Origin of the sequence: Variovorax sp. SRS16 (assembly GCF_901827165.1) — a bacterium.
Classification (GTDB): domain Bacteria; phylum Pseudomonadota; class Gammaproteobacteria; order Burkholderiales; family Burkholderiaceae_C; genus Variovorax.
In genome coordinates this window covers 742,161-768,171 of sequence record NZ_LR594666.1, presented here as the reverse complement: position 1 = coordinate 768,171, position 26,011 = coordinate 742,161, and the positions used below count along the sequence as shown (strand labels likewise).

Sequence of the window (26,011 nt, the reverse complement as noted above, 5' to 3'; positions counted from 1 at the left end):
CCCGGTCACCCCTTCAATCGACGATACCCGCCTGCGGCAGCGTCGTAGAGCCAGGGATACTTGCCCAGCACGCTCTTGGCAGCGTCCTTGAGGGCTCGCGCGATGGAGGATTCGTCCCTGGCGGTGTCGACCGTCGGCGCGTCGAGCGGATGCTTCAGCGTCGTGATGGATGCCCAGCCGAAGGCATTCAGCAGCTCGGGCTTGTCGCTGTACTTCGTGAAGAGGGCCTGCAGGAAGTGAATGTGATCGACGGTGCGATCGGACCGGGTGCCAAGCTCCACGCCCGGCAGCGAAAAGAAGCAGTCGTAGAGGCCGTCGACCTCGGCGGGCAGGAGACAGGGAAAGCGATCCGCCACCACCCGCTTGCACTCGATGCTGTGCCTGCCGGTATCGCTCGATGTGCCGCCCAGCGAGTAGTTGACGGTCGCCTCCTTCGAATAGACGAATCTCACGCCGGCGTCCAGGCACGCCATGATCCATTTGAAGTCGGCCGCGATCTTGTAGGAGGCGTCGTAGGGCCCCGTGCGTTCGTAGGCCGCGCGGGTCGCGTAGATCGCATTGTGGCAATCGTGCGCGCAGGTGAAGTAGCTGCCCGGATGGACGAATGCGGGCGGCCACGGGTGGAGGACATCGCTGGCCTCCACGAGTGCGGCAGACAGCAGCATGGCGGGCTGCGAACTCTCCGCGCGCATCCGGTGGGCCGCGATTTCCGCCGCATCCGGCTCGAGCCAGTCGTCCGAATTCAGAACGCAGATCAGTTGCCCGCGCGCCAGCGGTATGACCTTGTTGAGCGCGTCATAGAGCCCGCCATCGGGTTCCGATGCAAAGTAGTCGAGTCGGTCGGCATGCTGCTTGATGAGTTCCAGCGTGCCATCGGTCGACGCGCCATCCAGCACGATGTGCTCGACGTTCGCGTAGCTCTGCAACTGCACGCTCTCGATGGTTCGAGCCAGCGTTGCCGCGTTGTTGCGCACGATGGTGACGTAGCTGACCAGCGGTTCGTCCGGCGTGCCTCGCTTCAGCTGTCCTCGCATGCGCAAGCCGCCCTCCGTCCGGTGAGGTGGGCACGGAGCGGCCAACCCATGGCGCCAGAGCGGCCAGGCGCCGTCGCACCGATCGGGCACAGCCGGGCCGCAGGCGGCAAAGGCGGGTCCCCTGCTACCGTTCTTGTAACCGGAGAAGCCGGCTTCATGATGGGAAGGCTGGGCGGCATGGCGCGCGTAGGCAGCGGCGAGCGTGTCGGCCACGATCTGCGCGCAGCGGTCCCAATCGAAGAGCCGCGCTCTCCGGAGGCCCTTGCGGGAGAGCTCTTCCCTGAACAGGTCCGAGCCAGCGATGCGCTGGATGCCCTGCGCGGCCGCCTCCACGTCGTCGGCATCCACGGCGATGCCGGCATCGCCGACGACCTCGGGCAGCGAGGAGTTGTCGGCACAGATCACGGGTGTACCGCAGGCCATCGCCTCCAGCGGCGGCAGGCCGAAGCCTTCATAGCGCGACAGGTAGACGAAGCAGGTCGCATCGCTGTAGAGCGGCGAGAGTTCGGCATCCTCGACGAAGCCGGTCAGGATGATCCGGTTGCGCCACGTGCCCGCGGCGGCCAGGGCTTCGTTCAGCTTCTCGAGCTTCCAGCCCGACATGCCGGCCAGGACCAGGCGCATGGCACTGGTCGGATTCAGTTCGAGAAAGCGAACGAAGGCGCGCACCACCTGGTCGAGGTTCTTGCGGATCTCCAGCGTCGCGAGGCTCAGGACGTAAGGAACATCCGAAGGAATCCCGTGCTTGGCGCGTACGGCGGCCTTTTCGCTGCGGTCCTCGCAGGGCTTGAACCAGGCGCCGGCGGCGAGCGGGATCACGGTGACCTGCTCGGGGCGAAGGTCCGGCCGATAGGCGAGCAGTTCCTCCCGCGTGTGCTCGGAGATCGCGAAGATGACGGTTTCTTCGTCCAGGCTGGCGATGATGCCGCGGACCTCGGCCGAGGCCTCCGGGGTGAAGTAGTCCGGCCGATGGATTGCGATCAGGTCGTAGACGAGGTGCGCCCGAAGCCGCTGCGCATCGTCCAGCCATGGGCGCGGCGCCACCCCGAAGGGCGAGAAGAGGATGTCGGCATCAGCAGGCTTCGCGGCGCGATCGGCGCGCAGGCCCTTCGCTTCGATGTACTCCGCGGCCCGGTCTTCGTCGCCCTCCCGGATGAGCGTGCGGACATCGAAGCGCGGCGACGCCGCCAGGCGTGCAAAGAGTTCGTCGCAGACCCGGTAGACGCCCGTCTTGATGCCCTGGGCCAGCACGTACATGTCCAGCGCAAGCCGTGGTTTGTATTCGCTCATCATCGAAAAATAGTCATCTCAAAAGCATAGAGGATCGAAGCCGAGCGCGCGTCCGCCAAATGGGGAAAGAGACGCCACGTGAGGCGCCAAACCACAAGGATGGAAAAAAATGTATCCAGCGGTGAGGAATGAAGCGCTGTGGCTCATTCCAACTCGGACCGGGTCGCAGCCCGACGGATTGCCGCATGAAGGCCGCTCTCCCGTCGAAGGACTGACGCACCTGCACGAGCTCCCCCAGAAGCATTCCGCCAGATTTTACGGTGGCCCATCCGGGTGTCTGTCAGCCTCCGCGCCGCGTTTCAAGGGTCCCGGGGTGAAAGTACCCTGCCCGCTTCAGGCAAAATCCCCGGGTTCGGCGTCGCGCAGGCGGCGCTTCGTCCCTATCGGAAAGTCTTCATGAAGAAACGCGCAGTAGTCACAGGTATCACCGGCCAGGATGGCGCCTATCTGGCCGAGCTCCTGTTGAGCAAGGGCTACGTGGTCTATGGCACCTATCGCAGGACCAGCTCGGTCAATTTCTGGCGCATCGAGGAACTGGGTATACAAGACAACCCTGACCTGCATCTGATCGAGTACGACCTCACCGACCTCGGCAGCTCGATGACGCTGATGAAGGAGGCCGTACCCGACGAGGTGTACAACCTCGCCGCCCAGAGCTTCGTCGGCGTCAGCTTCAACCAACCCGACGCCACGGCGCAGATCACGGGCATGGGCGCGCTGCATCTGCTCGAGGCCATCCGCCTGACCAATCCGAAGATCCGCTTTTACCAAGCCTCCACTTCCGAGATGTTCGGCAAGGTGCAGGCCATTCCGCAGGTCGAGGAGACGCCCTTCTACCCCCGCAGCCCCTATGGCGTCGCCAAGCTGTTCGCGCACTGGATGACCATCAACTACCGCGAGAGCTACGACATCTTCGGCTGCAGCGGCATCCTGTTCAACCACGAAAGCCCGCTGCGGGGACGCGAGTTCGTGACGCGCAAGATCACCGATGGCGTGGCCAAGATCAAGCTGGGCAAGCTCGACGCGCTCGAACTCGGCAATCTGGATTCCAAGCGCGACTGGGGCTTTGCCAAGGAATACGTGGAAGGCATGTGGATGATGCTGCAGGCCAAGGAGCCCGACAGCTTCGTGCTCGCGACCAACCGGACCGAGACGGTTCGGGAATTCGTCGACATGGCCTTCAAGGCCGCGGGCTACGAACTTCGCTTCGAGGGCGCGGAACAGAACGAAGTGGGCATTGACGTCAAGACCGGCAAGACACTGGTCAGCGTCAATCCCAAGTTCTATCGGCCCGCCGAAGTGGATCTGCTGATCGGCAATCCGGCGCGCGCCAAAGAGAAGCTCGGCTGGGAGCCCAAGACCACGCTGGAAGAGTTGTGCGCGATGATGGTGAAGGCCGATCTTCGGCGGAATGCCGAGGGGCGTTCGTTCTAGGGCGTCGCTCGGGTTGCCAGCATCGATGGGGAGCCGCGGCCAAGGTGGCGCGCGGGTGGGTCTCATGTTTTGTGCCGCAACAGGCGTTTCGATGGAGACCATGAAGAACACTGAAAGAACCGGCGTGGACATCCGCGTCGCGCTGTCGTCGAGAGCCAAGGCAATTTCCGCGCAGGCGCATCACCTGCAGGCCGGCAGCGCGGCGCAGGCCGGCACAGGTGCTGGCGGCCAGGGTTTTCGCGCGCGAATCAAGCGCTGGATCAAGCCCTTCGCGCGAGGGGTCTACAAGATCTTCCGCCCCGTGGGCAGTCCCCTCGCGTTCCGCACCCGCGCCTATCTCATGGCGCCTCTGGTCACGGAGATCCACCAGATTCGGCAGCAGATCGCCAAGGATCTGGCTGCGCACAAACGCGCCCAACAGGAAGCGACGGAACGCCTGCTGTCAGCGCACACCATGAGCGTCAAGCGCGAACTCAAGGCATCGCAGGACGCGCTGCGCTCCCGCCTCGCAACTCGCGCCACCAGCGCCCTGATTCAAAACCTGCTGCAGCCGGCCGGAACGTTCGCCGAATTCGGGGCCCATGCGGAAGTGCAGGGCGCGATCGCCGTGCTGAAGATCGATGCCGCGCGTTTCGAACCGGGCATGCTGGACGAGATCGCATCGATCGTGTCCCGCAACCCGCACATGGCGCTGATCGTCGCCTTCGATGCATCGCATCATCCCAACGCACGGCATTCGAATCCCGACTGGCCACGGGTCTTCGCACACCTGGGGCTTGTCGCCAAGGCGATCGACCCTGAATCCGGCGTCCTGCAGGACGCCTCGATGCACAGCGCGGACGATGCGCTGCCGCATAACCTGTTCCTTGCCCGCGAGGGCGCAAACGCCTGGCGCCGGGCACAAGGCGCGCTGTGAGGCAGGATGTCATCGTCATTGGGGCGGGTGGCCATGCCAAGGTGTGCATCGAACTGCTGCGCGCCATGGGGGTGTCGGTGGCCTGCTGCATCGGCGGTGCCGAAAGCGGCGACCGGTGCCTGGACGTGCCGGTGCTGCGCGGCGACGAGCACCTTGCCCGGCTGCGCGCGGAGGGCCACGCCCTTGCCTTCGTCGCGATCGGCGCCAACGCGATCCGGCAGCGCCTGGCGGCGTCGGTGACTGCACTCGGCTACGAACTGGTCAATGCCATCAGTCCGGCTGCGGTGCTGTCCCCGACCGTGCGGCTCGGCAAAGGTATCGCGATCATGGCCGGCGCGGTCGTCAATGCGGACACGACGATCGCCGACCTCGCGATCATCAACACGTCGGCGAGCGTCGACCACGATGGCCGCATCGGCGAGGCAGCGCATGTCGCGCCGCAATGCGGGCTCGCAGGCAACGTCACCGTCGGCCCGCGCGCGTTCCTGGGGATCGGCAGCAAGGTCATTCCGGGCGTGTCCATCGGGCCCGACGTGGTGGCAGGCGCGGGTTCCATCATCATCTCGGACATCGAGCCAAACATCAGAGTTGCCGGCGTGCCTGCGAGACAAATAAACCGAAGAGGGTAGACCTATGAACCGAATCGCAGTGGCCCAGCCGAGACTGGCAGGCAATGAACGCAAGTACGTGCTCGACTGTCTCGACACCAGCTGGATCTCGTCGAACGGCAAGTACATTGCCGCCTTCGAGGAATCCTTTGCGGCGTTCTGCGGCGTGAAGCACGCGGTCGCCGCCAACAACGGAACGACCGCGCTCCATCTCGCATTGGTCGCTCTCGACCTGAAGCCGGGTGACGAGGTCATCGTTCCCACGGTGACCTACATCGCGACCGCCAACGCCGTCAAGTACTGCGGCGCGACGCCGGTGCTCGTCGATGTGAGCGCCGACACGATGAACATCGATCCGAATCAGATCGAACGCGCCATCACGCCCCGCACGCGCGGCATCATTCCGGTACATCTCTACGGACACCCGGCCCAGATGGAGGCGGTGATGGCGATCGCGCGCAAGCACAAGCTCTGGGTGCTCGAAGACGCCGCCGAAGCCCACGGCGCCGAAGTGAACGGCCAGCGTGTCGGGGGCATCGGCGACTGTGCGATCTTCAGTTTCTTCGGCAACAAGATCGTCACGACCGGCGAGGGCGGCATGGTGACGACCAATGACGACGAGATCGCAGCCAGGCTGCGCCTCTATCGCGGCCAGGGCGTCGACCCGAAGCGACGCTACTGGTTTCCGGTGATCGGCTACAACTACCGCATGACGAACATCCAGGCCGCGATCGGACTGGCGCAGATGGAGACGATCGATGCGGCGCTGAGCGAACGCCAGGCGCTCGCGCGCATCTATGACAAGGCACTTGCCCCACTCGCCGACGCCTTGGTGTTGCCGACCACGCAGCCAGGCATGCAGCATGTCTACTGGATGTACACGGTCTACCTGCGCGAAGGCGGCGAAGAGCGGCGCGACGCGGTCATGCGGGCGCTCGAAGAACAGGGCATCGAGACGCGGCCGGTGTTCTACCCGATGCACGTTCTGCCGCCCTATCTGGAAGACAAGACCTATCCTGTGGCCGACGAGTGGGCTCAGCGTGGCATCAACCTGCCGACGCACCAGGACCTGACCCAAGACGACGTCAACCGCATCGCGGTTGCGTTGCGCCAAGCCGTGGGCCGATGAAGATTGCGCTTTGTTCGTCCTTCGTCCCATTCGTCAACGGCGGCTACAGGAACATCGTCGAATGGCTCGAGGCCATGCTTCTCGAAGCAGGGCATCGGGTCGAGCGCATCTATCTTCCCGAGGCGGACGAGCCGGAATTGCTCTTCAAGCAGATGGCGGCCTATCGCTTCGTCGACCTTTCCGCTGCAGACCGGATCATCTGTTTTCGGCCGCAGTCCCATCTGATCCCGCATCCGCACAAGATCGTCTGGTTCATCCATCACCTGCGCGTGTTCTACGACTTGTGGGACAGTCCCTACCGCAGCTTCCCCGATGATGCGAAATACCGCGGTATCCGCGACGCGTTGCGCGCCGCCGATACCGCGGCGCTGACCGAGGCGCAGCGTGTCTTCTCGAATTCAAGTGTCGTGTCGGAACGCCTGCGTCGCTACAACGGCGTGGACAGCGAGCCGCTCTTCCCTCCCGTCTACAAGCCGGAGCGCTTTCATCATCGGTCGATGAACGACGAGATCGTCTGCATCTGCCGCATCGAGCACCACAAGCGCCAGCATCTGCTGATCGAAGCCCTGAGCCATTGCAGGACGCCCGTGCGACTGCGCATCGCGGGACGCAGCAGCGGGCCGGACTACCCGCAGCAACTGGCACGGCAGGTTGCGGCACACGGCCTCGGCGACAGGGTCGTGCTGGACGAACGCTGGATCAGTGAGGCGGAAAAGGAGAACCATCTCGCCGACTGTCTTGCCGCCGCCTATGTGCCGCTGGATGAAGACTCGTACGGCTATCCGATCCTGGAGGCTGCGCACGCACGCAAGCCGATCCTCACCACCACCGACGCCGGGGGACCGCTCGAGTTCGTGAGACACGGGCATGACGGACTGGTGTCCGATCCGGCCCCCGAGGCGCTCGCGGCGGCCATGGACCGGCTCTACGCGGACCGCGCTGAAGCACGCCGCATGGGCGAAGAAGCGAATGCGAGGATCGACGCCCTGCACATCGGCTGGCCGCACGTGCTCGAAAGGCTTCTCGCGTGAAGGTCCTCGTCGTCAACAACATGGCGCCCTTCGTCTCCGGCGGCGCCGAAGCCATGGCCAGCCATCTGCAGCGGCAGCTCCAGATCGCGGGCCACGAGGCGGAGGTGCTGCGCGTTCCTTTCCAGTGGGAGCCGGCAACCCGCATTCCCTCGCAGATGCTGATGGCACGTGCCTTCGAGATCCCGAATGTCGACCACGTGATCGCATTGAAATTCCCGGCCTACCTGGCACCTCATCCGCGCAAGACGATGTGGCTGGTGCACCAATACCGGCAGGCCTACGATCTCTACGACGCGGGCCAGACGAACCTGCCCGCGGGCGAACTCGGCGACGACATCCGCCGATTGATCCGAAACGCCGACGACGAGTGCTTCAGAAGCGCGCATCGCATCTTCTCGATCTCGGACGTGACCCAGAAGCGCCTGGCGCACTACAACGGCTTCCGGTCGGAGGTGTTGCGCGCACCGATCAACGATCCGGAAATCTTTGTCGGCGGTGCAGCCGACGGCTACGTCTTCGCGGGTGGCCGCGTCAACGGCGCAAAGCGCCAGCACCTGCTGGTGGAAGCCATGGCGCACGCGGCCGCGAACGTGCGGCTCGTCGTCGCCGGTCCGCCCGACACGGATGCCGACGCCGAACGCCTGCGATCGACGGTCGAGCGTCTCGGCATCCAGGACAGGGTGCGCCTGGATCTGCGTTTCCTCACGCGCAGCGAATACGCGGACTATGTCAATCGATCGTCGGCCGTCGCGTCGCTGCCCTTCGACGAGGAATCATTCAGCTACGTGGCCATGGAAGCCGCGACTGCATGCAAGGCACTGATCAGCACCACCGACAGCGGCGGCGTGCTCGGCCTGGCAAGGGATCGCGAGACCGGCTGGGTGGCCGAGCCTTCAGTGCAGGCGCTGGCGCAAGCGATGAGCGCTGCCTGCGCCAATGCCGCGCGCTCGCGCGAGTTCGGCCAGGCCGCGCACGCGCGCTGGAAGAGCTTCGGCATCGACTGGCCTTCGACGGTGCAGGCGCTGCTGTCATGAAGCTGGTCTTCTTCACGCCCTTCGGAACGGCCTCGGCGATCGGTCGCGTGACGGCGCTGCTCCTGACCAGCCTCGAGCGTCTGGGCCACACGGCCGTCATTGTGCGCACGGAGCGCGACGACCTGCTCGACACCGTGCCGCATGCATGCACGGTCCCGGTGTTGCGGTGGAACGACGAAGCCGACGTGGAAGAGGTGACGCACGATGCCGATGCGCTCGTCTACCAGATCGGCAACAACTACGCCTATCACTGCGGTGGTCTGCACTGGCTCGGCCGCCTGCCCGGGATCGTGTGTCTGCATGACTTCCTCTTGGCACACATGTTTTCGGAATGGTCGCATCGCCGACCCACAGAGGCCGCGTCGGTGCTCGAACGTTGGTATGGAGAACAGGCCCCCCTCGAGTTCTTCGAGGCCTCGGCCTCGACGCCGCAAGCCTTCATGGACATGGCCAGCCAGCTCTATCCAATGACCGAATGGGTCTGCGCGGAAGCCCTGGCGGTCGTGTCGCACAGCCACTGGGGAATGCACCGCGTGGCTGCGTCCTGCGCCGGGCCGCTGAGCGTGCTGGCACTGCCCTACGACGCGCCCGGTGCGGTGCCGGCTGCCATACGCGACGACGAAAGACTGCGCATCGTGACGGTCGGCCATGTCAATCCCAACAAGCGGGTCGACAGCGTGATCCGCGCGATCGGTACCAGCGAACGCTTGCGCGAGACGGTCAGCTACCGGCTCTGCGGCCTGATTCAACCGCACGTCGCAGACGAGCTCTCGGCATTGGCACGGACGCTCGGCGTCGACTTGACCATCTCGGGCGAGATGAGCGACCCCGCGCTGCAGCAAGCGATGGCAGAAGCCGACGTGGCATGCTGCCTGCGCTGGCCCAGCTTCGAAGCCGCCTCCGCCACCACGATCGAGGCACTCCTCTATGGAAAGGCTGTCGTGGTTACCGATGCCGCCTTCTACAGCGAGCTGCCCGACGATTGCGTGCGCAAGGTCGCACCGAGCAGCGAGATCGCCGACCTGCGGGCCGTTCTCGAGGAACTTGCGGCCGACACCGGCGCAAGGCGAGGGATGGCGCGGCGCGGCCAGGCGTGGGCCAAACGGACCTTCAGTGCCGATGCCTACGTTGCCAACCTGATCGAAATGTCGCGACTCGCCGCTGCGGCGCGGCCGGTGCTCGCAATGGTGAAGACGATGGGCGAGTTACTCGACGGCTGGCAGGCCTCGCCCGCACTGCTCACGGCCGACGAGATCGCCGAGCCGCTGGCATTGTTCCAGACTACCCCCAGGCTCCCAAGTCCAGAAAACATTCCATGATTCCCCTCTTTTCTGCCAAGGCCGCGAACGCAGGCCTGGATCTCGAGTCGGTCCTGCTTCGCGTTCTCCGGAGCAACTGGTACGTCCTGGGCGCTGAGGTCACTGCGTTCGAACAGGAGTTCGCCGCCCATGCCGGCGCGGCCGAGTGCGTGTCGCTCGCCAACGGTACCGATGCGCTCGAACTTGCACTGCGCGCCGTGGACGTTGCAGCCGGCGACCACGTCGCCTGTGTCGCCAACGCCGGCTTTTACGGGAGCACGGCGATCCATGCCATCGGCGCCAAACCGCTGTATGTCGATATCGACGCAAAGACATTGAACATGTCGGCCGCCGCGTTCGAGCGGGCCATCCAGCAAGGCCCCAAGGCCGTCATCGTGACCCATCTCTACGGCCAGATGGCCGACATCGAAGCGCTTGCGGCGATGGCGAGCAAGGCGGGCATCAAGCTGATCGAGGACTGTGCCCAATCGCACGGTGCCATGCGCAACGGCCACCGGGCAGGCAGCATCGGCGATATCGGCTGCTTCAGCTTCTACCCAACCAAGAACCTCGGCGCGTTGGGCGACGGTGGTGCGGTCGTCTGCAACGATCCCGCCATCGCGAAGGCCGTGCGCACGCTGCGCCAATACGGCTGGTCGACCAAGTACCACGTCTCGACGCCACACGGCCGCAACAGCCGCCTCGACGAAGTTCAGGCCGCGGTGCTGCGCGCGAAGTTGCCGCATCTCGACGCTGCCAACAACGAGAGGCGCCAGATCGCGGCCCGATACAACGCGGCCTTCGCCGACTTGCCGCTCGGCCTGCCGCCGTCGACGCAGGAAGACTATGTCGGCCACCTGTACGTCGTGCGCATCGATGGGCGGGATGCTTTCCGGGAGCATCTGCGCTCGCGGGATGTCGCGACCGACGTTCACTATCCGCTGGCCGATCACCTTCAGACCGCCTATCCCGGTGCGCAGGTTTCCGGCACGCTCGAGCAGACCGAACGTGCGTGCGACACGGTGGTTTCGCTGCCGTGCTTTCCCGGACTTGCCGACAGTGAGGTCACTCAGGTGATCGACGCGGTACGCGCGTTCTTCGCGCATTGAGGTCGACAGGCATGCTGACGCTCGTCATCCCCGTGTATCGCAATGAAGCGTCTATCCCGGACCTGCTCGATGCGGTGAGCGGTCTGCACCGCGACCTGCACGGCGAGATGGAAGCGGTCTTCGTGATCGATGGCAGTCCGGACCGGTGCTTCGAGCTTTTGCGCGATGCGCTCCCCGCACGCCCGTTCGCGTCCAGGCTCGCACTCCTTTCGCGCAACTTCGGTTCCTTCTCTGCGATTCGTGCCGGCCTGGAACTGGTCGAAAGCGATCGCTACGCGGTGATGGCGGCCGACCTGCAGGAGCCACCGGAACTCGTGCTCGAGATGGACAAGGTGCTGCGTGACGAGCCGGTCGATGTCGTGATCGGCACGCGTCAGGGCCGCGAGGACCCGTTGATGAGCCGCCTGCCCGCACAGATCTTCTGGTGGCTCTACAGGAAGTTTGTGGTGCCAGAGATGCCGCCGGGCGGTGTCGATGTCTTCGGATGCAATCGGGAATTCCGCGACAACCTGCTGCGCCTCGACGAACGCCACAGCTCACTGATCGCCCAGCTCTTCTGGCTGGGATTCCGCCGCAAGCTCATTCACTATTCGCGCAAGTCACGACAGCACGGGAAGTCGGCGTGGACGCTTCGCAAGAAGGTCAACTATTTGATGGACAGCGTGTTCTCGTTCACCGATCTTCCGATCCGATTGCTGGTCCGCGTGGGCGGTACGACCGCTGCTCTGGCCGGCCTGTTCGGCATCATCGTGACGATCGGCAGGCTGGCGGGGATCATCTCGGTGCCAGGTTATGCGATGACGATCCTCACCATTGTTTTTCTCGGCGCGGTCAACTTGTTCGGGCTCGGGATCGTGGGCTCATATGCCTGGCGCATCTACGAAAATACGAAGGGCCGGCCGCACACGGTCATGATGCGAATGCACGAATTCAATCAGGGCGATTAAGACCATGGATCATTTCACGCATCCCAATGCGCTCTGCGAAAGCAGCCAGATCGGTGCGGGCACGCGGGTGTGGGCCTTTGCGCACGTGCTGCCGCAAGCGCGCATCGGCGGCGAATGCAATATCTGCGATCACGTCTTCATCGAGAACGACGTGGTGATCGGCGATCGTGTCACCATCAAATGCGGCGTTCAGGTCTGGGACGGCGTGCGGATCGAGGACGATGTCTTCGTCGGCCCCAACGTCACCTTCACCAACGACCTCTTCCCGCGCAGCAAGCAATACCCCGAGGCCTTCGGCCGCACCACGATCCAATCGGGTGCCTCGCTGGGCGCCAACGCGACGATCCTGCCCGGCATCACGGTCGGCCGCAACGCGATGGTCGGCGCCGGCGCGGTGGTCACGCGATCGGTGCCGCCGAATGCGATCGTGGTCGGCAACCCGGCGCGCATCACGGGCTACGTGGACGCGGCTGCACGCACGGTCGCCGCGAGCGATCCGCAACAGGGCATCAGGGCACCAGGCGTAACCTCCACATCGGTCCGGGGCGTCACGCTGCACACGCTGCGCGCGGTGCCCGACATGCGCGGCAGCCTGTCGGTCGGCGAATTCGAACGCGAGATCCCATTCAAGCCCGCGCGCTACTTCATCGTCTACGACGTGCCCACGGCCGAGACGCGCGGAGAGCATGCGCACCACAAATGCCATCAGTTCCTGGTCGCGGTCAAGGGCGAGGTGAGCGTGGTCGCAGACGACGGCCTGAAGCGCGAGGAATTCAAGCTCGACAAGCCCTCCGTCGGCATCTACCTGCCCGCCATGACCTGGGGGATCCAGTACCGCTATTCGGCGGATGCCGTCCTGCTCGTATTCGCATCGGACTATTACGACGGTGCCGACTACATTCGCGATCACGCGGAGTTCCTGCGCCTCAAGCTCGGCGACGCGAGCCGGGCCTGATTGCGCCCATGGTCGCGAGACAGATCACCTCCCCTTTCGTTCGGTTCCTGGTTTCGGGGGGGGTGAACACCCTCGGCACCTACCTGCTGTATCTTGCGTTGCTTCAGGTTCTGCCGTACTGGCAGAGCTACGCGATCGCATTCGTATCGGGCATCGCGCTCGCGTACGTGCTCAACAGGTTCTTCGTCTTCGGCGCGCCGCGCAGCGAGAAGAAGGCGGCGATGCTGCCGCTGGTCTATCTTGCGCAGTATCTTCTTGGCGCGTTGATCGTGTACCTGTGGGTCGACGTGCTGCACCTGCCGGCTGCGATGGCGCCACTGGCGAGCATCCTCATCACCATTCCCCTCACCTTCGCGGCCAGCCGATGGCTGTTCCGCTGAGACAAGACACATTGCGAATCTTCGCTCGATGAATCTCATGAGACGACCCTGGCTCAGCTTTGCGCTGCCGCCCACCATTCTTGTGCTGCTGCTCTGGTTGCCCTTTGGTTTCAGCCTTCACGGACTGATCGAGGAATGGGGGGTGCTGGGGATCTTCTCGAACACCGGGCCGGTGCTTTTCGTGAAGGCGCACTCGGTGCTGGAGGCGCACCGGCTCCGGCCGCTCACGGTGTTCGCCCATGCCATCGGCTTCCTGCTGGATCGCGATTCGTTCGATGGCTGGCATTGGGTGCTGATCGCGACGCTCGTCCTGAAAGGCGCAGCCGCCTCGTACCTCGCCGCTTTCGCCACGCGCTCGCCACGCTGGGGCGTCTTCTTCGGTCTGCTCGTGCTCCTGTACCCGGCCGACACGATGCAACTGTCGTTCCGCAGCCAGCATATCAACCTGTCTCTGGCAGCGCTGATGCTGGGCGCTGCGCTGTTGGTTCGCGCGCAGGGTCAACGCACGGGATGGGTTCGATGGATCAGCGTACTGGTGGGCGCCTCGTGCATTCTGGCGGCGCAGATGATGTACGAAGTCGCGCTGATGATGGTGGTACTGCCGCTCTTCGTTCTCTGGTGTCGCATTGGAACCCGGCCGACCTGGCTCGAGGTGCGGAAGAATCCCGCGCCGACCCTGGCGTGGATCGCCGCAGCACTCGCGTACGTGCTCTTCGTTCTCTACGCTTCCGCGTCGGGCGGAGCCGCCTATCAGGAGACCATCACCGACCGCCACTCCCCGTTCAAGCTTCTCTTTCACGCGCTTCCGAGGCTCTTCGACGTAGCGCTCGTGCGGGCCCTCGTCGGAGGGTGGTACGACGCCTGGGGCATGGGTGTCAAGGAATTCCATCGCTACGGGTACCTCTTCGCCTTCGGCTTGATCTGTTCGGCCTGCGTTGTCGTTTTTCCCCGCAATGAGCAGACAGCTCCGCCTGCCGACGGCGTCGCGGGAAGGTTCAGCGAGCGCCATTTGCGGCTTCGCCTTGTCATCTCCGGCCTGATCCTGCTGATGCTTGGCTATGTGCCGTATCTGTTCTCGGGCTCGCACGTGCTCATCTCCCAGCGCACCTTCCTGTTCGCGACCTTTGGCGCGGCCTTGGTGGTCGTGGCCGTGGTGATGAGCCTGGCGAGAGTGTCGAAGCTGCTGGCCTGTGCCGCCGTGGTGTTCTTCATGACGGCCGGTGCGGCAGCACAGCTGTATCAGTTCCATCACTACGTGAACATTTCGGAGGCGCAACGCAAGGTCTTGCGCGCCATCGTCGAGAATTTCAATGGCGACATGCAGGGCGGCAAGACGCTGGTGATCCTCGACTATTCGAATCAGCTGTCCCACACCTGGCTCCTGCGCGATAATCTCGACTCGGCTTTGACCTATCTCTACGACAAGCCCATTTCTCTGCCTGACATCTGCTTGATGCCCGACGGCGACTGGCAGCGACTGGATTCCATAGGGCGCTCCGGTCGTTGTATCGAAGACTCGCAGAACTGGACCTTCAAGGCTGCGGGTCCACTACCGAACACAGCCACCCCGCCTGCCGCGGACATCGTGCGGCCCAAGTCGCGTGTGATCCAGATCGTGATCAATGAGGATGGCAGTGTGGTTCCCGACAGGGCGCTGGACGCGTACCGCGAGCAACTCGCATCGGCCGATACGCCCGCAGCGAGGCGCTACCGCAATATCTTGAATCCCGTGCCACAGAGGGTGCATCTCGATCTGTTCAAGGCTGTCACGCCCGGCGCGAGCTATCGCTGGGATTTCGGAGATTGGTGGAGCCTCGAGCAACCGTTTCGAGGCACCGGCTGGCGGGAGGCGGACTGGAGCGCAATAGGCTATTTGCACCATGATGCGGCTGCCTGGAAGTCGCAAGAAAAATCGAGGCTGCTCTTCGAGATCTTGCCTGTCGACAAGGCGTACAGGCTGACCGGGCATTTCGACATGGTCCGCAATGCCGCGATCAAGGACAGCATAAGCGTGCGCGTCAACGACGTGAGGGTGCCGTTGGTCTGGTCGCCGCCTTACAAGTTCGGTGCCGAGATTCCCGAAGGAACACTCCGTGCAGGCACGAACACGATCGAATTCGATTCGAGCGTAGACAACACCTTCTATGACCTGTCTGCGAGGTTGAGCGAGATCGAGATTAGGCCGGAAGACTAGAAATGTCGGGCGTTTCTTCCAATCATGGGAAGCCACTCGGATCAGACGGTAACTCTGCAATCGAAATACGTTGCACCGGCTTGAACCGTTCGACCGCCGTCGCCTCACAGCCTTTCGGCGAAAAAAAACTCCAGCTACGTCGCCATGAGGCGGCAACCGCATCAAAGCCGATCATCGGCACGACTGACGGCGGCGTGCTGGGTCACGCGCGAGGATGAATCCGGCGGAGTCTGCGAGCCAGACGCTGCCTCGATGGCACGCGCCTTGAGCGACGTCGAAGTCGACGCGCAGCGCACGCGGGCCCTCGACGAGGCGGCGCATGCGCCATGGAACAGCCATTGAATCGACTGATTCGCCACAGCGCATGCCCTGGTGTCATGAAGTTTGTCTTCTTCACCCCTTTTGCGCGCGCCTCGGAGATTGGCCGCGTGACGGCGCTGCTGGGCGGAGCGCTCGACCGCCTTGGGGCACACGACTGTCGTAGTCAGAACCAAGCGCGAGTCGAAGATGCCGAGGCACGCCAAATCATGATGGAGCGTGTCAGCGTTGGGCACAGAAGACCTTCTCCGCGGATTCATACATTCGCCATTTGGTCGAACTCGGCCTCGAGTGACCGCTGCAGGGCCAGTGATCGACATTGAACAGAGTCTGAGCGCCGCCATGAACGAATCGAACGCAACGCCCCACCTTTTGGTTACGGACGATATCGCCGAACCTCTCGCGATCTTCCAGCGGCTGACAGGCGGCACACGCGAACATGCGGGCCGCCGAAGCGGCGCGGCCGTTCAGTGCGCGCTCATCCCAGTGACGAGATCCTAGTCCTGCAGCAATTGCGCTTTGGACACGCAGCACATGGTGCCCGCCACCGTGGCCTTCTTGATGAGACCCGGGGGAAGGTATTCGCAGTGCGAAATGACACCGGCGCTGTCAATCTTCCGAAGAAACGCCGGCAGCGCCCTGCCGATGTCAGCTCCGAAAGCGTAGCTCGACACATAGAGCACATTGATCGGCTGGCGACCATGCTGGAACGCGAAATAGCTAGAGCCGTCGACCACGAGGCGCGAATCGCCGTCACGGATGCTGCATTGCGCGGCCAGCGTCTGCATCTGCGAGCGACGGTCGTCGCTCAGGAACACTGGTGTGGACAGGGGTTGCTCCGAAATGACAAAGTCGTCAGCCCTGGCAAGCGCGAAGAGCTTGGGGGCGACGAGGGCAAAAAGAATGACTGCGCTCACGAACGTCAATGTCGCGGCATAGAACGCGACCAGGGAAGCGCCTCTTTTCACCCTCGGCGCGACGGCTTCGGTTCCACGAACTGCCAGCATCAACATCAGGATGAATGCGGGAAGGATCAGTCCCGGCGTGTAAAAGTGCCAGATTGAAACGCTGTAGATGCTGGCATGCGCCACCAAAGACAAGAGCAGCGATAGTGCCAAGAGGCTTGCCGGGCCAAGACTTCGCCGTCTGAGGTCGATGACTGCGCGAACTAGCACGAAGATAACAAGTGACGCGATCCCTGCAGCGAGGCTGGCTTTGAGGATCGTGCCGAAGACGAGCAGCAACGTCTCGAACCTGAACGAATCGATTGGCGGGAGCCAATTCGATTGAAAGTTCATCGTGACGGGCACTCGATCGAGCACGGCGCCGGGCGCCATGGCGAGGTTTCGTACGGCTGACTCGAAAAACATCATCGGCTGCGCAAACAGCAGTCGGAAATCCAGTGTCTGCTGGACAAGCATTTGCGAGACCAGCGGCGCATTCGTGCACTGACCGATGGATTTCGCGTGCTGGAAGGTCTGCAGAATCATGTACACCGTCAGCGGCAACATTGCCATCCACTGCCAGCCACCTCGGCGAAATACCAGCGCACAGGACACGAGCATCACAGGCGCAAAGAACAGCGCTTTTGGATGCGCCAGCAGGAACACCGAGCTCACAATCGCGAATAGAACGGCTTTCATCCACCGTGTCGACAATCTGTCTTGGCGGGTAATGGCCAAGTAGAGCGGCATCAGACAATAGAAGGTCAGTGCGATCACCATCAGCTGTTCAGATCGTGCAAGGATCAAAACAAGGGGCAGCACACCGAGAAGGTTCAGGCCCAGCACGAAGGCTTGAAAGCTGCGCCGAGGAAGAAACTCCTGAGGATTGCACCCTGCCCAGATCCAGAGGATCGACAGCCACACCAGGCACAGCGCGATGCCTCGGAATCGAAGACCAAGCTCGCTCGCGCCTCCGTACAGCAGCGCGTTCACAGCAGCACCGGGATACCAAGAAGCAGGAATCGGCAGCGCAAGATCTCGACACTGCGGCAGTAGATTGAGAAGCCGTCCGCCCTCAACGAAAAAGCGCGACCGCACCATCTGCATCGCAACTTCGTCTGAATACAATGGCACCAGCCACGCCAGCGCAACAACCAACAGCGCCGACACCGCTACAGCTGCGATAAGCAGTTTCTCAGACGACTTCATGGCGGAATGTCGAACAGCACACTGCGCGCGAGCGCGAGCTCGCGGTGCAACTCACGGATGCTATGCGAGAGCACTACTGCCATCGGCCATCGATCCAGTTCGCGGCGGAGGCTCCAGAGACCTTTCGCTCCCAAGCACGAAGCAGGAAGTCCTGAAACTCCGCGCTGGCGTCGGTGCTCTCGACGAAACGTAGAGATTTCTCGCGGATCTCGCTGCTTAGCTGTTGCCGCCACGCTGGATCCTTGGCGATTTTGACCGCAATGCTGACATACTCTTCGCGACTTCTCGCCGTCAGGCCTTCTACACCGATGTACTCATAGATCGCAGAAGTCCATTCGCCGAACGGAATGCCCGAGGGCAACGTCACGATAGGCACTCCAAGCATGGCTCCATCGAAACTAGATGACATCCCGCACAGTGGATAGGAGTCGAGGCAGCAGTCAACAGCCCGCAACAATCGATGAGCGTCATCCTTCGGTAGCGCAGGAACGAACACGACGCGCGCGAACAGAGGCCCCAACTTCTCTTGCAGTCGAATCCTGAGGTTCTTGTATTCCGCCCGCAAGAAAACGAGGATCCCCTCGGAATCTCGCTCAAGCAGATCGACAAAGATCTTGTCCATCTCCGGATGAACCTTTGGTGGCGTGTTGGCGCAAAGGTAGACACGGGCTTCGGCTCCGCACTTTAGCAAACGTTGACGGACTTCAGTCCTTTCTGCCCGCGAGATCGGTACCGATTGTTGCTCGGCCGGGCGCTCGATCCAATAGGGTGGATGCTGGAAGTAGGCCACCGAGCTGGCATAGAATGTCGACGGATTCTTGGGCTCGGCCAGACCCCATGAAATGTAGTAGTCCGAGTTCTTGAGGCCGTCTGTCCAGTTGGGCTCGAGAAGCACCATTTGGAGTGGCGCCAGCCGAGCCATCATTGGATAAAAAGCCGCAGCAACAGCAGGTCCGGAAATGATGATGTCGAGGCGCTCGTTGGAAATCGTCTCGATGGCTGCGTACATGTCGATGTCGGAGTACTCGACCACTGCATCCGCACGCTCGCACCACTTTTTCGAAGCCGGTGTCTGACCTTGCTTTCCTGGACGCAGGTAGATCGTCTCGAAAAGGTCATCGTCCAGTTGAGTCAACAGGCCTGACATCATCGGCATGGAATCGTGCACATTGAAGCCGACTCGCAGTTTTCGCTTTGCACCGCCTCCCGTCGTTGCGGGCATATTTACATGTGGCGCGACATGGTCGAGCCGGGGCCAGGTCGAGAATGCCATCGATTCGAAGGCGGCCATCGCCTCGCCATAGAGCCGGGGTACAGCGTGGCAGAAGATCAATTGCCAGGGCGTCCAATTTGCCGTGACGTCCGAAATAGGGTCGGCCAACACCTTTGGATCGCTCGTTATCGATTGCGCCGCGCTGATGAACGAGCGTACAACCTCTTCCGGATCGGCTGAATAGTGCGGAATCATCGGCAGCGTGAGGTCGTGAAGGATCTTCAGCGCACGTCTCTCGGCATCGTCGTACCCTGCCGCTGGCGCATCGATCGCCGCAAAGAGTTCGGCATCGATGTCTGGATTGGTATCGAGATACTTGCAAAAAAATGCCACCACGCGCGCAACCTCGATCGGCAGAGGCTTCTCTCGCAAATGCGCCGTCAGCTCGCGTCTGAGCACGCCGAAGGTCTGCGGGTCGAGTTCCGCTTCCAGATCTTTCAGGTTAACTATGAAGTCGACCGGCGCCATGCGGCTCGCGGCCTTGTAGAAGTCCAGAGCGGACAGCGGCGCAATGCTCATCCCGCTCCTCAGCTTCTGCAGAAATCGGGCGTAGCGCTCATAGTTGAGGCTCCGAGCACATATCTGCAGGTACAAGGTTAGAAGGTCATTCAGGCAGCCAAATTTTGACTGCCCGGCCTCCAGCACGTCTAGGCATTGCTCCGGTTTTTCGAGTCTCAGCAAACCCAGCGCGGAGTAATAGCAATCATCGGGCGTATTCGGATCGCGCTGCGCGAGGCGCTTGTAAATTTCCATTGCATCGTTTCGACGAGCTAGCCGCGAAAACAGTTCGGCCACACCCCACAGCGTCTTTGCATCCGTTGAATTCGCTTTGACAAGCTCCAGCTTTTGATCTGCGAGCCCCAAGAGTCCGTGTTTGAGGCAGTAGTCGATCAATGACACTTGAATCGCTGGTGTCTGGAATCGCTCGAAAAGTAACGTGACGACATACTCCCGGTCTTGGCCGTCTACGCCAATGAATCGACCCATTCGCTCGACCTGCCCAATCTCGACGCATATTCGAGCAAGTTGCTCGAGCAAACGATCGGACTGCGGAACGCGCTCGAGTCCCGCCTCGAGACAAGCGATGGCAGCGTACTTATCGCCCTGACGTTCATTGGCAAGCGCTGCAAAGAAGAAGTCGTCGGGCGTCTCGGCCACGCGGCTTGACAGATTGCGATAGATCGAATCGGCCTCTTCTCGCAGCTGGTTCTGAAGCATGACGTCTGCCAGTTCCCAAAGCGCCAGCGAAGACCTGAACTCCGTTCGTGCGATCTCGATTCGATTCATGGCGAGCGCACGACTCTCCCCATTCAAGAGATGCGCAATCAGGTTCACCTGGATATGAGGATCCGCAAATTTTAGGAACAGCGCTTCATGCGCCTGCCTCGAGTTGGCCGCGTTTGAAGAAACCCATGTCGCCAATTGATCGACGCGACCACTCCCCGAGCAGATCCGTCCAAAATTCTGCAGTAACGACTGGTCTTCTGGATATCTCCGAAGGCCAGCCTCGAAAATCTCGAGCGCACGATCGACGTTCTGCAAGCGAGATTCGGAAAGGGCGGCGAACATGAACTCAGATGCCGTTTCGACGGGCCGACTCGCCAGCAGGCGATAGATCTCATTCGCTGCTTCTCGCCGGTTGCCTTGCAAGAATTCATCGCCAAGAGACCACAAGCCCTCCAGGCGTTCCATGCGACCAACGACAGTCGACAGGCTCTGAGTCGGCCATCCCCTGGTCGCATCTTGCAGAAGGATACGAATCAGGTCGATCTGCGTTTCGGGGGTTGAACACGCAGCGATGAACTCATCCCTGGCCTTGTCTGTCGAGCCGTGCATGGCGGAAAGAAAGGCGACCCCCTTGTCTGACCTTTGCTGCGCCAGACACCGTTGAACGTAGGCACCCAATATGGCCGCCGATTGAGGGTACACGCGCAACCCTTGCTCCAACCGATCGATGGCGCGATCCCACTCGCCGCGTCTCTCGGAAGCCAACGCGGCACGGAGGAAGTCAGACTCGTTGCGAGGCTTGGTGCGCTCGATCCGGTGATAGATCTCTGCGGCCAACCGCTCGTCATTGCTTGATTCCGCCGCTTCGGCTTGATTCCACAGATTCTGAGAGCCCGTAGACCTCCGCGTCAGGAGACCGATCAACGACTTGAACTTCATAGGGCGTGCACTTAGATAGGCCGGATGGTATGAGTGGGCGTCAGAGAGCCTCGAAGGTCAGGTAGTCAGCCAACGTAAGCTCGCCTCGCCTTGCTCGTTCAAACCCTTGTATTGCGGCGAACGATGCAGAGGCACATGAACGCTCTCTTGTCGTCAGTATTTTTTCCAGACCACGCGATTCACATAGTCGACATAGCTATGAACGATCCGCAGCACCTTGTCCGACACGTTAGGCATGCTGTAGTCGGCCACCAGACGCAAGCTGCGCTGCTCCCCACGCGACTGCGAGGCGAGAATCGCAAGACCCTGTCGCACGCGCTCGGGCTCGAGCCCGACCATCATCACGGCCGCCTCCTCCATGCCTTCGGGCCGCTCATGGGCCTCGCGCAGGTTGAGCGCCGGGAAGTTGAGGATCGACGATTCCTCGTTGATGGTGCCGCTGTCCGACAACACGGCCCGTGCCGACTTCTGCAGCTTCACGTAGTCGTGAAAGCCCAGCGGCTTCAGCAACCGCACCCGGGGATGGAATGCGACCGCCATCGCGTCCACGCGCTTCTGCGTGCGCGGGTGCGTCGAGACGATGACGGGCAGGCCATAGTCTTCTGCGACGGCGTTGAGGGTGGCGACCAGCTTCCCAAAGGAGCGGTCGGATTCAATGTTCTCTTCGCGATGCGCGCTGACCACGAAGTACTGGTCCGTCGTCAGCGACAGGCGCTGCAGGACATCGGACGCATCGATCTGCGGCAGATAGTGGTGCAACACCTCGTACATGGGGCTGCCGGTCTTGATGATCTGGTCCGGTGGCAGGCCCTCGCGCAGGAGGTAGTCGCGCGCGATGGTGCTGTAGGTCAGGTTGATGTCCGAGGTGTGGTCGACGATCCGGCGGTTGATCTCCTCGGGCACGCGCAGGTCAAAGCAGCGGTTGCCGGCCTCCATGTGGAAGATGGGGATCTTGCGCCGCTTCGCGGGGATCACGGACAGGCAGCTGTTGGTGTCGCCCAGCACCAGCACGGCCTCGGGCTGTTCCTGCGCCAGCACGCGGTCGACCTCGATGATGAGATTGCCGATGGTGTGCGCCGCGCCCGTGCTGTTGGCCGCGCTGTTCAGGAAATGATCGGGCTTGCGGATCTTCAGATCTTCGAAGAAGACCTGATTCAGCTCATAGTCGTAGTTCTGGCCCGTATGCACCAGCACGTGATCGCAATGCGCATCCAGCGCCGCGAACACGCGCGACAGGCGGATGATTTCGGGCCGGGTGCCGACCACGGACATGACTTTGAGTTTCTTCATGGGAATCACACCGGGCAGGCGAAGGTGTCGGGCCGGCTGCGGTCGAAGAGCTCGTTGGCCCAGAGCATGACGACCATCTCGTCGTCGCCGATGTTGGTGATGTCGTGGGTCCAGCCCGGCACGGTTTCGACGATCTCGGCCTTGTCACCGCTCGTGACCAGTTCGTAGGTCTCTTGCGTCTGGATCTGGCGGAACTTGAATCGCGCCCGGCCCTTGATGACCAGGAACTTCTCGGTCTTGCTGTGGTGGTAGTGACCGCCGCGCGTGATCCCCGGATGGGCGGTGAAGTAAGAGAACTGGCCGCTGTCAGGGGTTCGCAGCATTTCGACGAAGACACCCCGCGGATCTCCATGGCTGGGCACGGCGTACTTGAACTCTTCCACGGGCAGCGCGCTGACATAGGTGCTGTACAGGGCTCGCACCAGGCCACTGCCGACGCGCTCCGTGACCAGTGTTTCCCTGCTTTTCCTGAATCGCTGGATCAGATCGGCGATTTCGCCCACGGTGGTCGTGTACTGCGGGGTGACCGTCGAAAACCCTTCGACATCCACCGCGGCATCGGCGCCATCGAGCAGTTGGATGAAGCGCGCCACCAGGTCGTCGATATACACCAGCGTGAGGGGCGCTGCCGGGTCGCGCACTGCGATGGGCAGGCCGCGCGCGACGTTGTGGCAAAAAGTGGCGACGGCCGAGTTGTAGTTGGGGCGACACCACTTGCCGAACACGTTGGGCAGTCGAAAGACGTGCGCCGGGAATCCGTGGCTCGCGGCGGCCGCGAAGACCGCTTGCTCGGCGCCCAACTTGCTCTGGCCATAGGGATTGTCCTGCGCGGCCTGGATCGAGGAGGTCAACGCCACGGGCACCTTCTTGCCGCCGGCGTCGATCTGGCGGCAGATCGCGTCGCACAGCGACTCGGTCAAGCCGCGGTTGCCGATGGCAAATTCCCCGGGATCTTGCGGCCGATTCACCCCAGCCAGATGGAAGACGAAGTCCACGCCCTGCAGCATCGCAGGCAGCTCGGCCACATCGTTGTCGGCTTCGAAGGACACGAGTTCCACGTCCTGACGCTCCGCCAAGGCCTGGCGCAGATTCTTTCCAATGAAGCCGCCGGCCCCGGTGACCAATACCTTCACTGCCTAGCCCTCCAGGATGGCGGGCTCACCGCGCGTCACCTTCTGCATGAAATCGAGCTTGAGCAGCAATTGCTTCATGCCTTCCACATCCAGGCGAGTGGTGTTGTGGGAGTTGTATTCTTCGCCATGCAATGCAAGCGTGATGCGGCTCTCACCCTCCTCGACGAACTTGGCGTAGTTCAGGTCTCGGCCATCGGGCGGCACGCGGAAATAGTTGCCCAGATCCTCGGCGCAGGCACGCTCTTCCTTGCTGAGAAGAGATTCGTACAGCTTCTCGCCGTGGCGTGAGCCGATGATGTTGACCGGATGTTCCTTCCGTCCCATCAACTCCAGGATCGCTTGGCTCAGGATCTCCATCGTCGCAGCCGGCGACTTTTGCACGAAGATATCGCCATTGCCTCCATGCTCGAATGCGTAGAGCACCAGATCGACCGCGTCGGCCAGCGTCATCATGAACCGGGTCATCGCGGGGTCGGTGATGGTGATCGGGTGGCCATCCATCACCTGCTGCACGAAGAGCGGGATCACGGAACCACGTGAAGCCATCACGTTCCCATAGCGCGTGCCGCAGAGGACAGTGCCCGTGCCTTCAAGATTGCGGCTGGCTGCGACCATCACCTTTTCCATCATTGCCTTGCTGATGCCCATGGCATTGATGGGATACACGGCCTTGTCGGTGCTCAAAACGACCACGCGCTTGACGCCCGCGTTGACGGCATGTTCGAGCACGTTCTCGGCACCCAGCACGTTGGTGCGCACCGCCTGCATGGGATAGAACTCGCACGACGGCACCTGCTTGAGCGCTGCCGCATGGAAAACATAGTCCACGCCGCGCATGGCCGAGACCAGGCTGCGGCCGTCGCGCACGTCACCGATGTAGAACTTGAGCTTGGCGTCGTTGTAACGCTTGCGCATGTCGTCCTGCTTTTTCTCATCGCGGCTGAAGATTCGGATCTCGCCTATGTCGGTGGTCAGAAAGCGCTGGATGACGGCATTGCCGAAAGACCCGGTTCCCCCGGTGATCAGGAGGGTTTTCTTGTTGAATGGCTTTTGCATTTCTGTGTTCTGGAAGCTGTGACGAGAATTTCGGGCGGATTCTCACTTTAACTTAAGCGGTGCTCGGTACTTCACGCTGAGGATCGCACCGCGCCGAGGCATCAGGAGCGTATCGACAACGTTTGCTCAAGCACGCCCACGACCTTGTCCTGCTGCTCTTTCGTCAATCCTACCCAGAGAGGCAGACGAATCAGGCGCTCCGATTCCCGTTCGGTGATCGTCAGGTCACCGTGCGCACGGCCATAGCGCCGACCAGCGGGCGAGGAATGGAGCGGAACGTAGTGGAACACGGACGAAATCTCGGCTCGCTTCAACGCATCGAGCACCTGCTGGCGATCGATGCTCGGCTCCAGCAGCACGTAGTACATGTGCGCGTTGTGCTGGCATTCCTCGGGCACGATCGGCCGCCTGAGCGCGCCGCGGGCCTCCAGCGGCTGCAACATGGCGTGGTACCGGTCCCAGGCCTCAAGACGGGCCTGCGTGATGCGCTCGGCTTCTTCCAGCTGGGCCCAAAGGAAGGCAGCGATCAATTCTCCGGGCAGGAAGGACGAGCCGAGGTCCTGCCAGGTGTATTTGTCGACCTCGCCGCGGAAAAAGCGGCTGCGATCGGTGCCTTTCTCCCGAAGGACCTCCGCGCGCAGCGCGAGCGCCGGATCGTTGACGAGCAATGCGCCACCTTCGCCGGAGATCACATTCTTGGTCTCATGAAAACTGAAGGCCCCGAGGTCGCCGATGCTGCCCAACGCGCGCCCTTTGTAGCTGGCCATGACGCCCTGCGCCGCATCCTCGACGACCTGCAATCGATGCCGCGCAGCGATCGCCATGATCGCGTCCATCTCGCACGCGACACCGGCATAGTGCACCACTGCGATGCCTCGCGTACGTGCAGTGATCGCGTCCTCGATCAGCTTTTCATCGATGTTCAACGTGTCGGGCCGGATGTCTACGAACACCGGAACACCGCCACGCAGCACGAAGGCGTTGGCCGTCGATACGAAGGTGTACGAGGGCATGATGATTTCATCGCCGGGCTGCACATCAAGTAACAGCGCGGCCATCTCGAGCGCCGCAGTACACGAATGCGTGAGCAGCGCTTTGTGGCTGCCGGTGCGCTCTTCGATCCACCGATGGCAGCGCGTTGTGAAGGGCCCATCACCGGCGAGGCGGCCGTTGAAATGCGCCTCGGCGATGTAATAAAGCTCCTTGCCCGTCATGTGGGGCCAGTTGAAGGGAATCCTGTTGCTCGTCATGTAATGTCCTGCT

Annotated in this window: 19 protein-coding genes; 12 read left to right on the top strand and 7 right to left on the bottom strand. The window is 62.3% G+C overall.

Annotation, left to right across the window (positions count from 1 at the left end; translation table 11 throughout):
* Positions 1–5: 5 nt before the first annotated feature.
* Entirely contained in the window at positions 6–2,327 is a 2,322-nt protein-coding gene (locus tag E5P2_RS03750; RefSeq protein ID WP_232080567.1) for a glycosyltransferase, read from the bottom strand.
* A gap of 393 nt (positions 2,328–2,720) precedes the next feature.
* Here E5P2_RS03750 and gmd point away from each other — a divergent pair, with 393 nt between their 5' ends.
* The 12 genes from gmd to E5P2_RS03690 all read left to right on the top strand — a co-directional run bounded on the left by gmd (position 2,721) and on the right by E5P2_RS03690 (position 15,359).
* The gene (gmd, locus tag E5P2_RS03745) at positions 2,721–3,758 is read left to right on the top strand and encodes a GDP-mannose 4,6-dehydratase (RefSeq protein ID WP_162565819.1); all 1,038 of its coding nucleotides are present in this window, start codon (positions 2,721–2,723) and stop codon (positions 3,756–3,758) included.
* A gap of 124 nt (positions 3,759–3,882) precedes the next feature.
* Entirely contained in the window at positions 3,883–4,674 is a 792-nt protein-coding gene (locus E5P2_RS03740; RefSeq protein ID WP_162565818.1) for a hypothetical protein, read from the top strand.
* Positions 4,671–5,303 carry an acetyltransferase gene (locus E5P2_RS03735; protein WP_162565817.1) on the top strand — a complete coding sequence of 211 codons (633 nt, stop codon included), beginning with the start codon at positions 4,671–4,673 and terminating at the stop codon, positions 5,301–5,303. The genes E5P2_RS03740 and E5P2_RS03735 overlap by 4 nt, the downstream gene beginning before the upstream one ends.
* Before the next feature lie 4 nt (positions 5,304–5,307).
* On the top strand, positions 5,308–6,411 hold the full coding sequence (locus tag E5P2_RS03730; protein WP_162565816.1) for a DegT/DnrJ/EryC1/StrS family aminotransferase: 1,104 nt from the start codon (positions 5,308–5,310) through the stop codon (positions 6,409–6,411).
* On the top strand, positions 6,408–7,442 hold the full coding sequence (locus E5P2_RS03725; protein ID WP_162565815.1) for a glycosyltransferase family 4 protein: 1,035 nt from the start codon (positions 6,408–6,410) through the stop codon (positions 7,440–7,442). Before E5P2_RS03730 ends, E5P2_RS03725 begins: the two co-directional genes overlap by 4 nt.
* The gene (locus E5P2_RS03720; RefSeq protein ID WP_162565814.1) at positions 7,439–8,476 is read left to right on the top strand and encodes a glycosyltransferase family 4 protein; all 1,038 of its coding nucleotides are present in this window, start codon (positions 7,439–7,441) and stop codon (positions 8,474–8,476) included. The genes E5P2_RS03725 and E5P2_RS03720 overlap by 4 nt, the downstream gene beginning before the upstream one ends.
* Positions 8,473–9,795 (top strand): glycosyltransferase family 4 protein, encoded by a 1,323-nt coding sequence (locus E5P2_RS03715; protein WP_162565813.1) that lies wholly within the window; start codon positions 8,473–8,475, stop codon positions 9,793–9,795. The genes E5P2_RS03720 and E5P2_RS03715 overlap by 4 nt, the downstream gene beginning before the upstream one ends.
* Positions 9,792–10,883 (top strand): DegT/DnrJ/EryC1/StrS family aminotransferase, encoded by a 1,092-nt coding sequence (locus E5P2_RS03710; protein ID WP_162565812.1) that lies wholly within the window; start codon positions 9,792–9,794, stop codon positions 10,881–10,883. The genes E5P2_RS03715 and E5P2_RS03710 overlap by 4 nt, the downstream gene beginning before the upstream one ends.
* Before the next feature lie 11 nt (positions 10,884–10,894).
* Complete coding sequence (locus tag E5P2_RS03705; RefSeq protein WP_162565811.1) at positions 10,895–11,830, top strand: glycosyltransferase family 2 protein; 936 nt, start codon at positions 10,895–10,897, stop codon at positions 11,828–11,830.
* A 4-nt stretch (positions 11,831–11,834) separates the two neighbouring features.
* The gene (locus tag E5P2_RS03700; RefSeq protein ID WP_162565810.1) at positions 11,835–12,785 is read left to right on the top strand and encodes a WxcM-like domain-containing protein; all 951 of its coding nucleotides are present in this window, start codon (positions 11,835–11,837) and stop codon (positions 12,783–12,785) included.
* An 8-nt stretch (positions 12,786–12,793) separates the two neighbouring features.
* Complete coding sequence (locus E5P2_RS03695) at positions 12,794–13,165, top strand: GtrA family protein (protein ID WP_162565809.1); 372 nt, start codon at positions 12,794–12,796, stop codon at positions 13,163–13,165.
* A gap of 37 nt (positions 13,166–13,202) precedes the next feature.
* The gene (locus E5P2_RS03690) at positions 13,203–15,359 is read left to right on the top strand and encodes a hypothetical protein (RefSeq protein WP_162565808.1); all 2,157 of its coding nucleotides are present in this window, start codon (positions 13,203–13,205) and stop codon (positions 15,357–15,359) included.
* 815 nt (positions 15,360–16,174) lie between these two features.
* Here the strand turns inward: E5P2_RS03690 and E5P2_RS03685 are convergent.
* The 6 genes from E5P2_RS03685 to rffA all read right to left on the bottom strand — a co-directional run bounded on the left by E5P2_RS03685 (position 16,175) and on the right by rffA (position 25,998).
* Positions 16,175–17,830 carry a hypothetical protein gene (locus tag E5P2_RS03685; protein WP_162565807.1) on the bottom strand — a complete coding sequence of 552 codons (1,656 nt, stop codon included), beginning with the start codon at positions 17,828–17,830 and terminating at the stop codon, positions 16,175–16,177.
* Between the two features lie 73 nt (positions 17,831–17,903).
* A complete protein-coding gene (locus tag E5P2_RS03680; protein WP_162565806.1) occupies positions 17,904–21,269 on the bottom strand; it encodes a tetratricopeptide repeat protein in 3,366 nt (1,121 codons plus the stop codon).
* A gap of 153 nt (positions 21,270–21,422) precedes the next feature.
* Entirely contained in the window at positions 21,423–22,559 is a 1,137-nt protein-coding gene (wecB, locus tag E5P2_RS03675; protein WP_162565805.1) for a non-hydrolyzing UDP-N-acetylglucosamine 2-epimerase, read from the bottom strand.
* 5 nt (positions 22,560–22,564) lie between these two features.
* Positions 22,565–23,692 carry a UDP-2-acetamido-2,6-beta-L-arabino-hexul-4-ose reductase gene (gene wbjC, locus E5P2_RS03670; protein WP_162565804.1) on the bottom strand — a complete coding sequence of 376 codons (1,128 nt, stop codon included), beginning with the start codon at positions 23,690–23,692 and terminating at the stop codon, positions 22,565–22,567.
* A 3-nt stretch (positions 23,693–23,695) separates the two neighbouring features.
* Complete coding sequence (locus E5P2_RS03665) at positions 23,696–24,748, bottom strand: polysaccharide biosynthesis protein (protein ID WP_162565803.1); 1,053 nt, start codon at positions 24,746–24,748, stop codon at positions 23,696–23,698.
* A gap of 101 nt (positions 24,749–24,849) precedes the next feature.
* Positions 24,850–25,998, bottom strand: coding sequence for a dTDP-4-amino-4,6-dideoxygalactose transaminase (rffA, locus tag E5P2_RS03660; protein WP_162565802.1), 1,149 nt, complete (start codon positions 25,996–25,998; stop codon positions 24,850–24,852).
* Positions 25,999–26,011 lie beyond the last annotated feature (13 nt).

What these genes read in the sequence shown, in the direction of transcription:
- rffA (WP_162565802.1), bottom strand. Translation starts at nt 25,998, where the DNA reads ATGACGAGCAACAGGATTCCCTTCAACTGGCCCCACATGACGGGCAAG.
- E5P2_RS03690 (WP_162565808.1), top strand. Translation starts at nt 13,203, where the DNA reads ATGAGACGACCCTGGCTCAGCTTTGCGCTGCCGCCCACCATTCTTGTG.
- E5P2_RS03715 (WP_162565813.1), top strand. Translation starts at nt 8,473, where the DNA reads ATGAAGCTGGTCTTCTTCACGCCCTTCGGAACGGCCTCGGCGATCGGT.
- E5P2_RS03685 (WP_162565807.1), bottom strand. Translation starts at nt 17,830, where the DNA reads ATGAAGTCGTCTGAGAAACTGCTTATCGCAGCTGTAGCGGTGTCGGCG.
- E5P2_RS03700 (WP_162565810.1), top strand. Translation starts at nt 11,835, where the DNA reads ATGGATCATTTCACGCATCCCAATGCGCTCTGCGAAAGCAGCCAGATC.
- E5P2_RS03695 (WP_162565809.1), top strand. Translation starts at nt 12,794, where the DNA reads ATGGTCGCGAGACAGATCACCTCCCCTTTCGTTCGGTTCCTGGTTTCG.
- E5P2_RS03680 (WP_162565806.1), bottom strand. Translation starts at nt 21,269, where the DNA reads ATGAAGTTCAAGTCGTTGATCGGTCTCCTGACGCGGAGGTCTACGGGC.
- wecB (WP_162565805.1), bottom strand. Translation starts at nt 22,559, where the DNA reads ATGAAGAAACTCAAAGTCATGTCCGTGGTCGGCACCCGGCCCGAAATC.
- E5P2_RS03665 (WP_162565803.1), bottom strand. Translation starts at nt 24,748, where the DNA reads ATGCAAAAGCCATTCAACAAGAAAACCCTCCTGATCACCGGGGGAACC.
- gmd (WP_162565819.1), top strand. Translation starts at nt 2,721, where the DNA reads ATGAAGAAACGCGCAGTAGTCACAGGTATCACCGGCCAGGATGGCGCC.
- E5P2_RS03705 (WP_162565811.1), top strand. Translation starts at nt 10,895, where the DNA reads ATGCTGACGCTCGTCATCCCCGTGTATCGCAATGAAGCGTCTATCCCG.
- E5P2_RS03730 (WP_162565816.1), top strand. Translation starts at nt 5,308, where the DNA reads ATGAACCGAATCGCAGTGGCCCAGCCGAGACTGGCAGGCAATGAACGC.
- E5P2_RS03710 (WP_162565812.1), top strand. Translation starts at nt 9,792, where the DNA reads ATGATTCCCCTCTTTTCTGCCAAGGCCGCGAACGCAGGCCTGGATCTC.
- E5P2_RS03725 (WP_162565815.1), top strand. Translation starts at nt 6,408, where the DNA reads ATGAAGATTGCGCTTTGTTCGTCCTTCGTCCCATTCGTCAACGGCGGC.
- E5P2_RS03750 (WP_232080567.1), bottom strand. Translation starts at nt 2,327, where the DNA reads ATGATGAGCGAATACAAACCACGGCTTGCGCTGGACATGTACGTGCTG.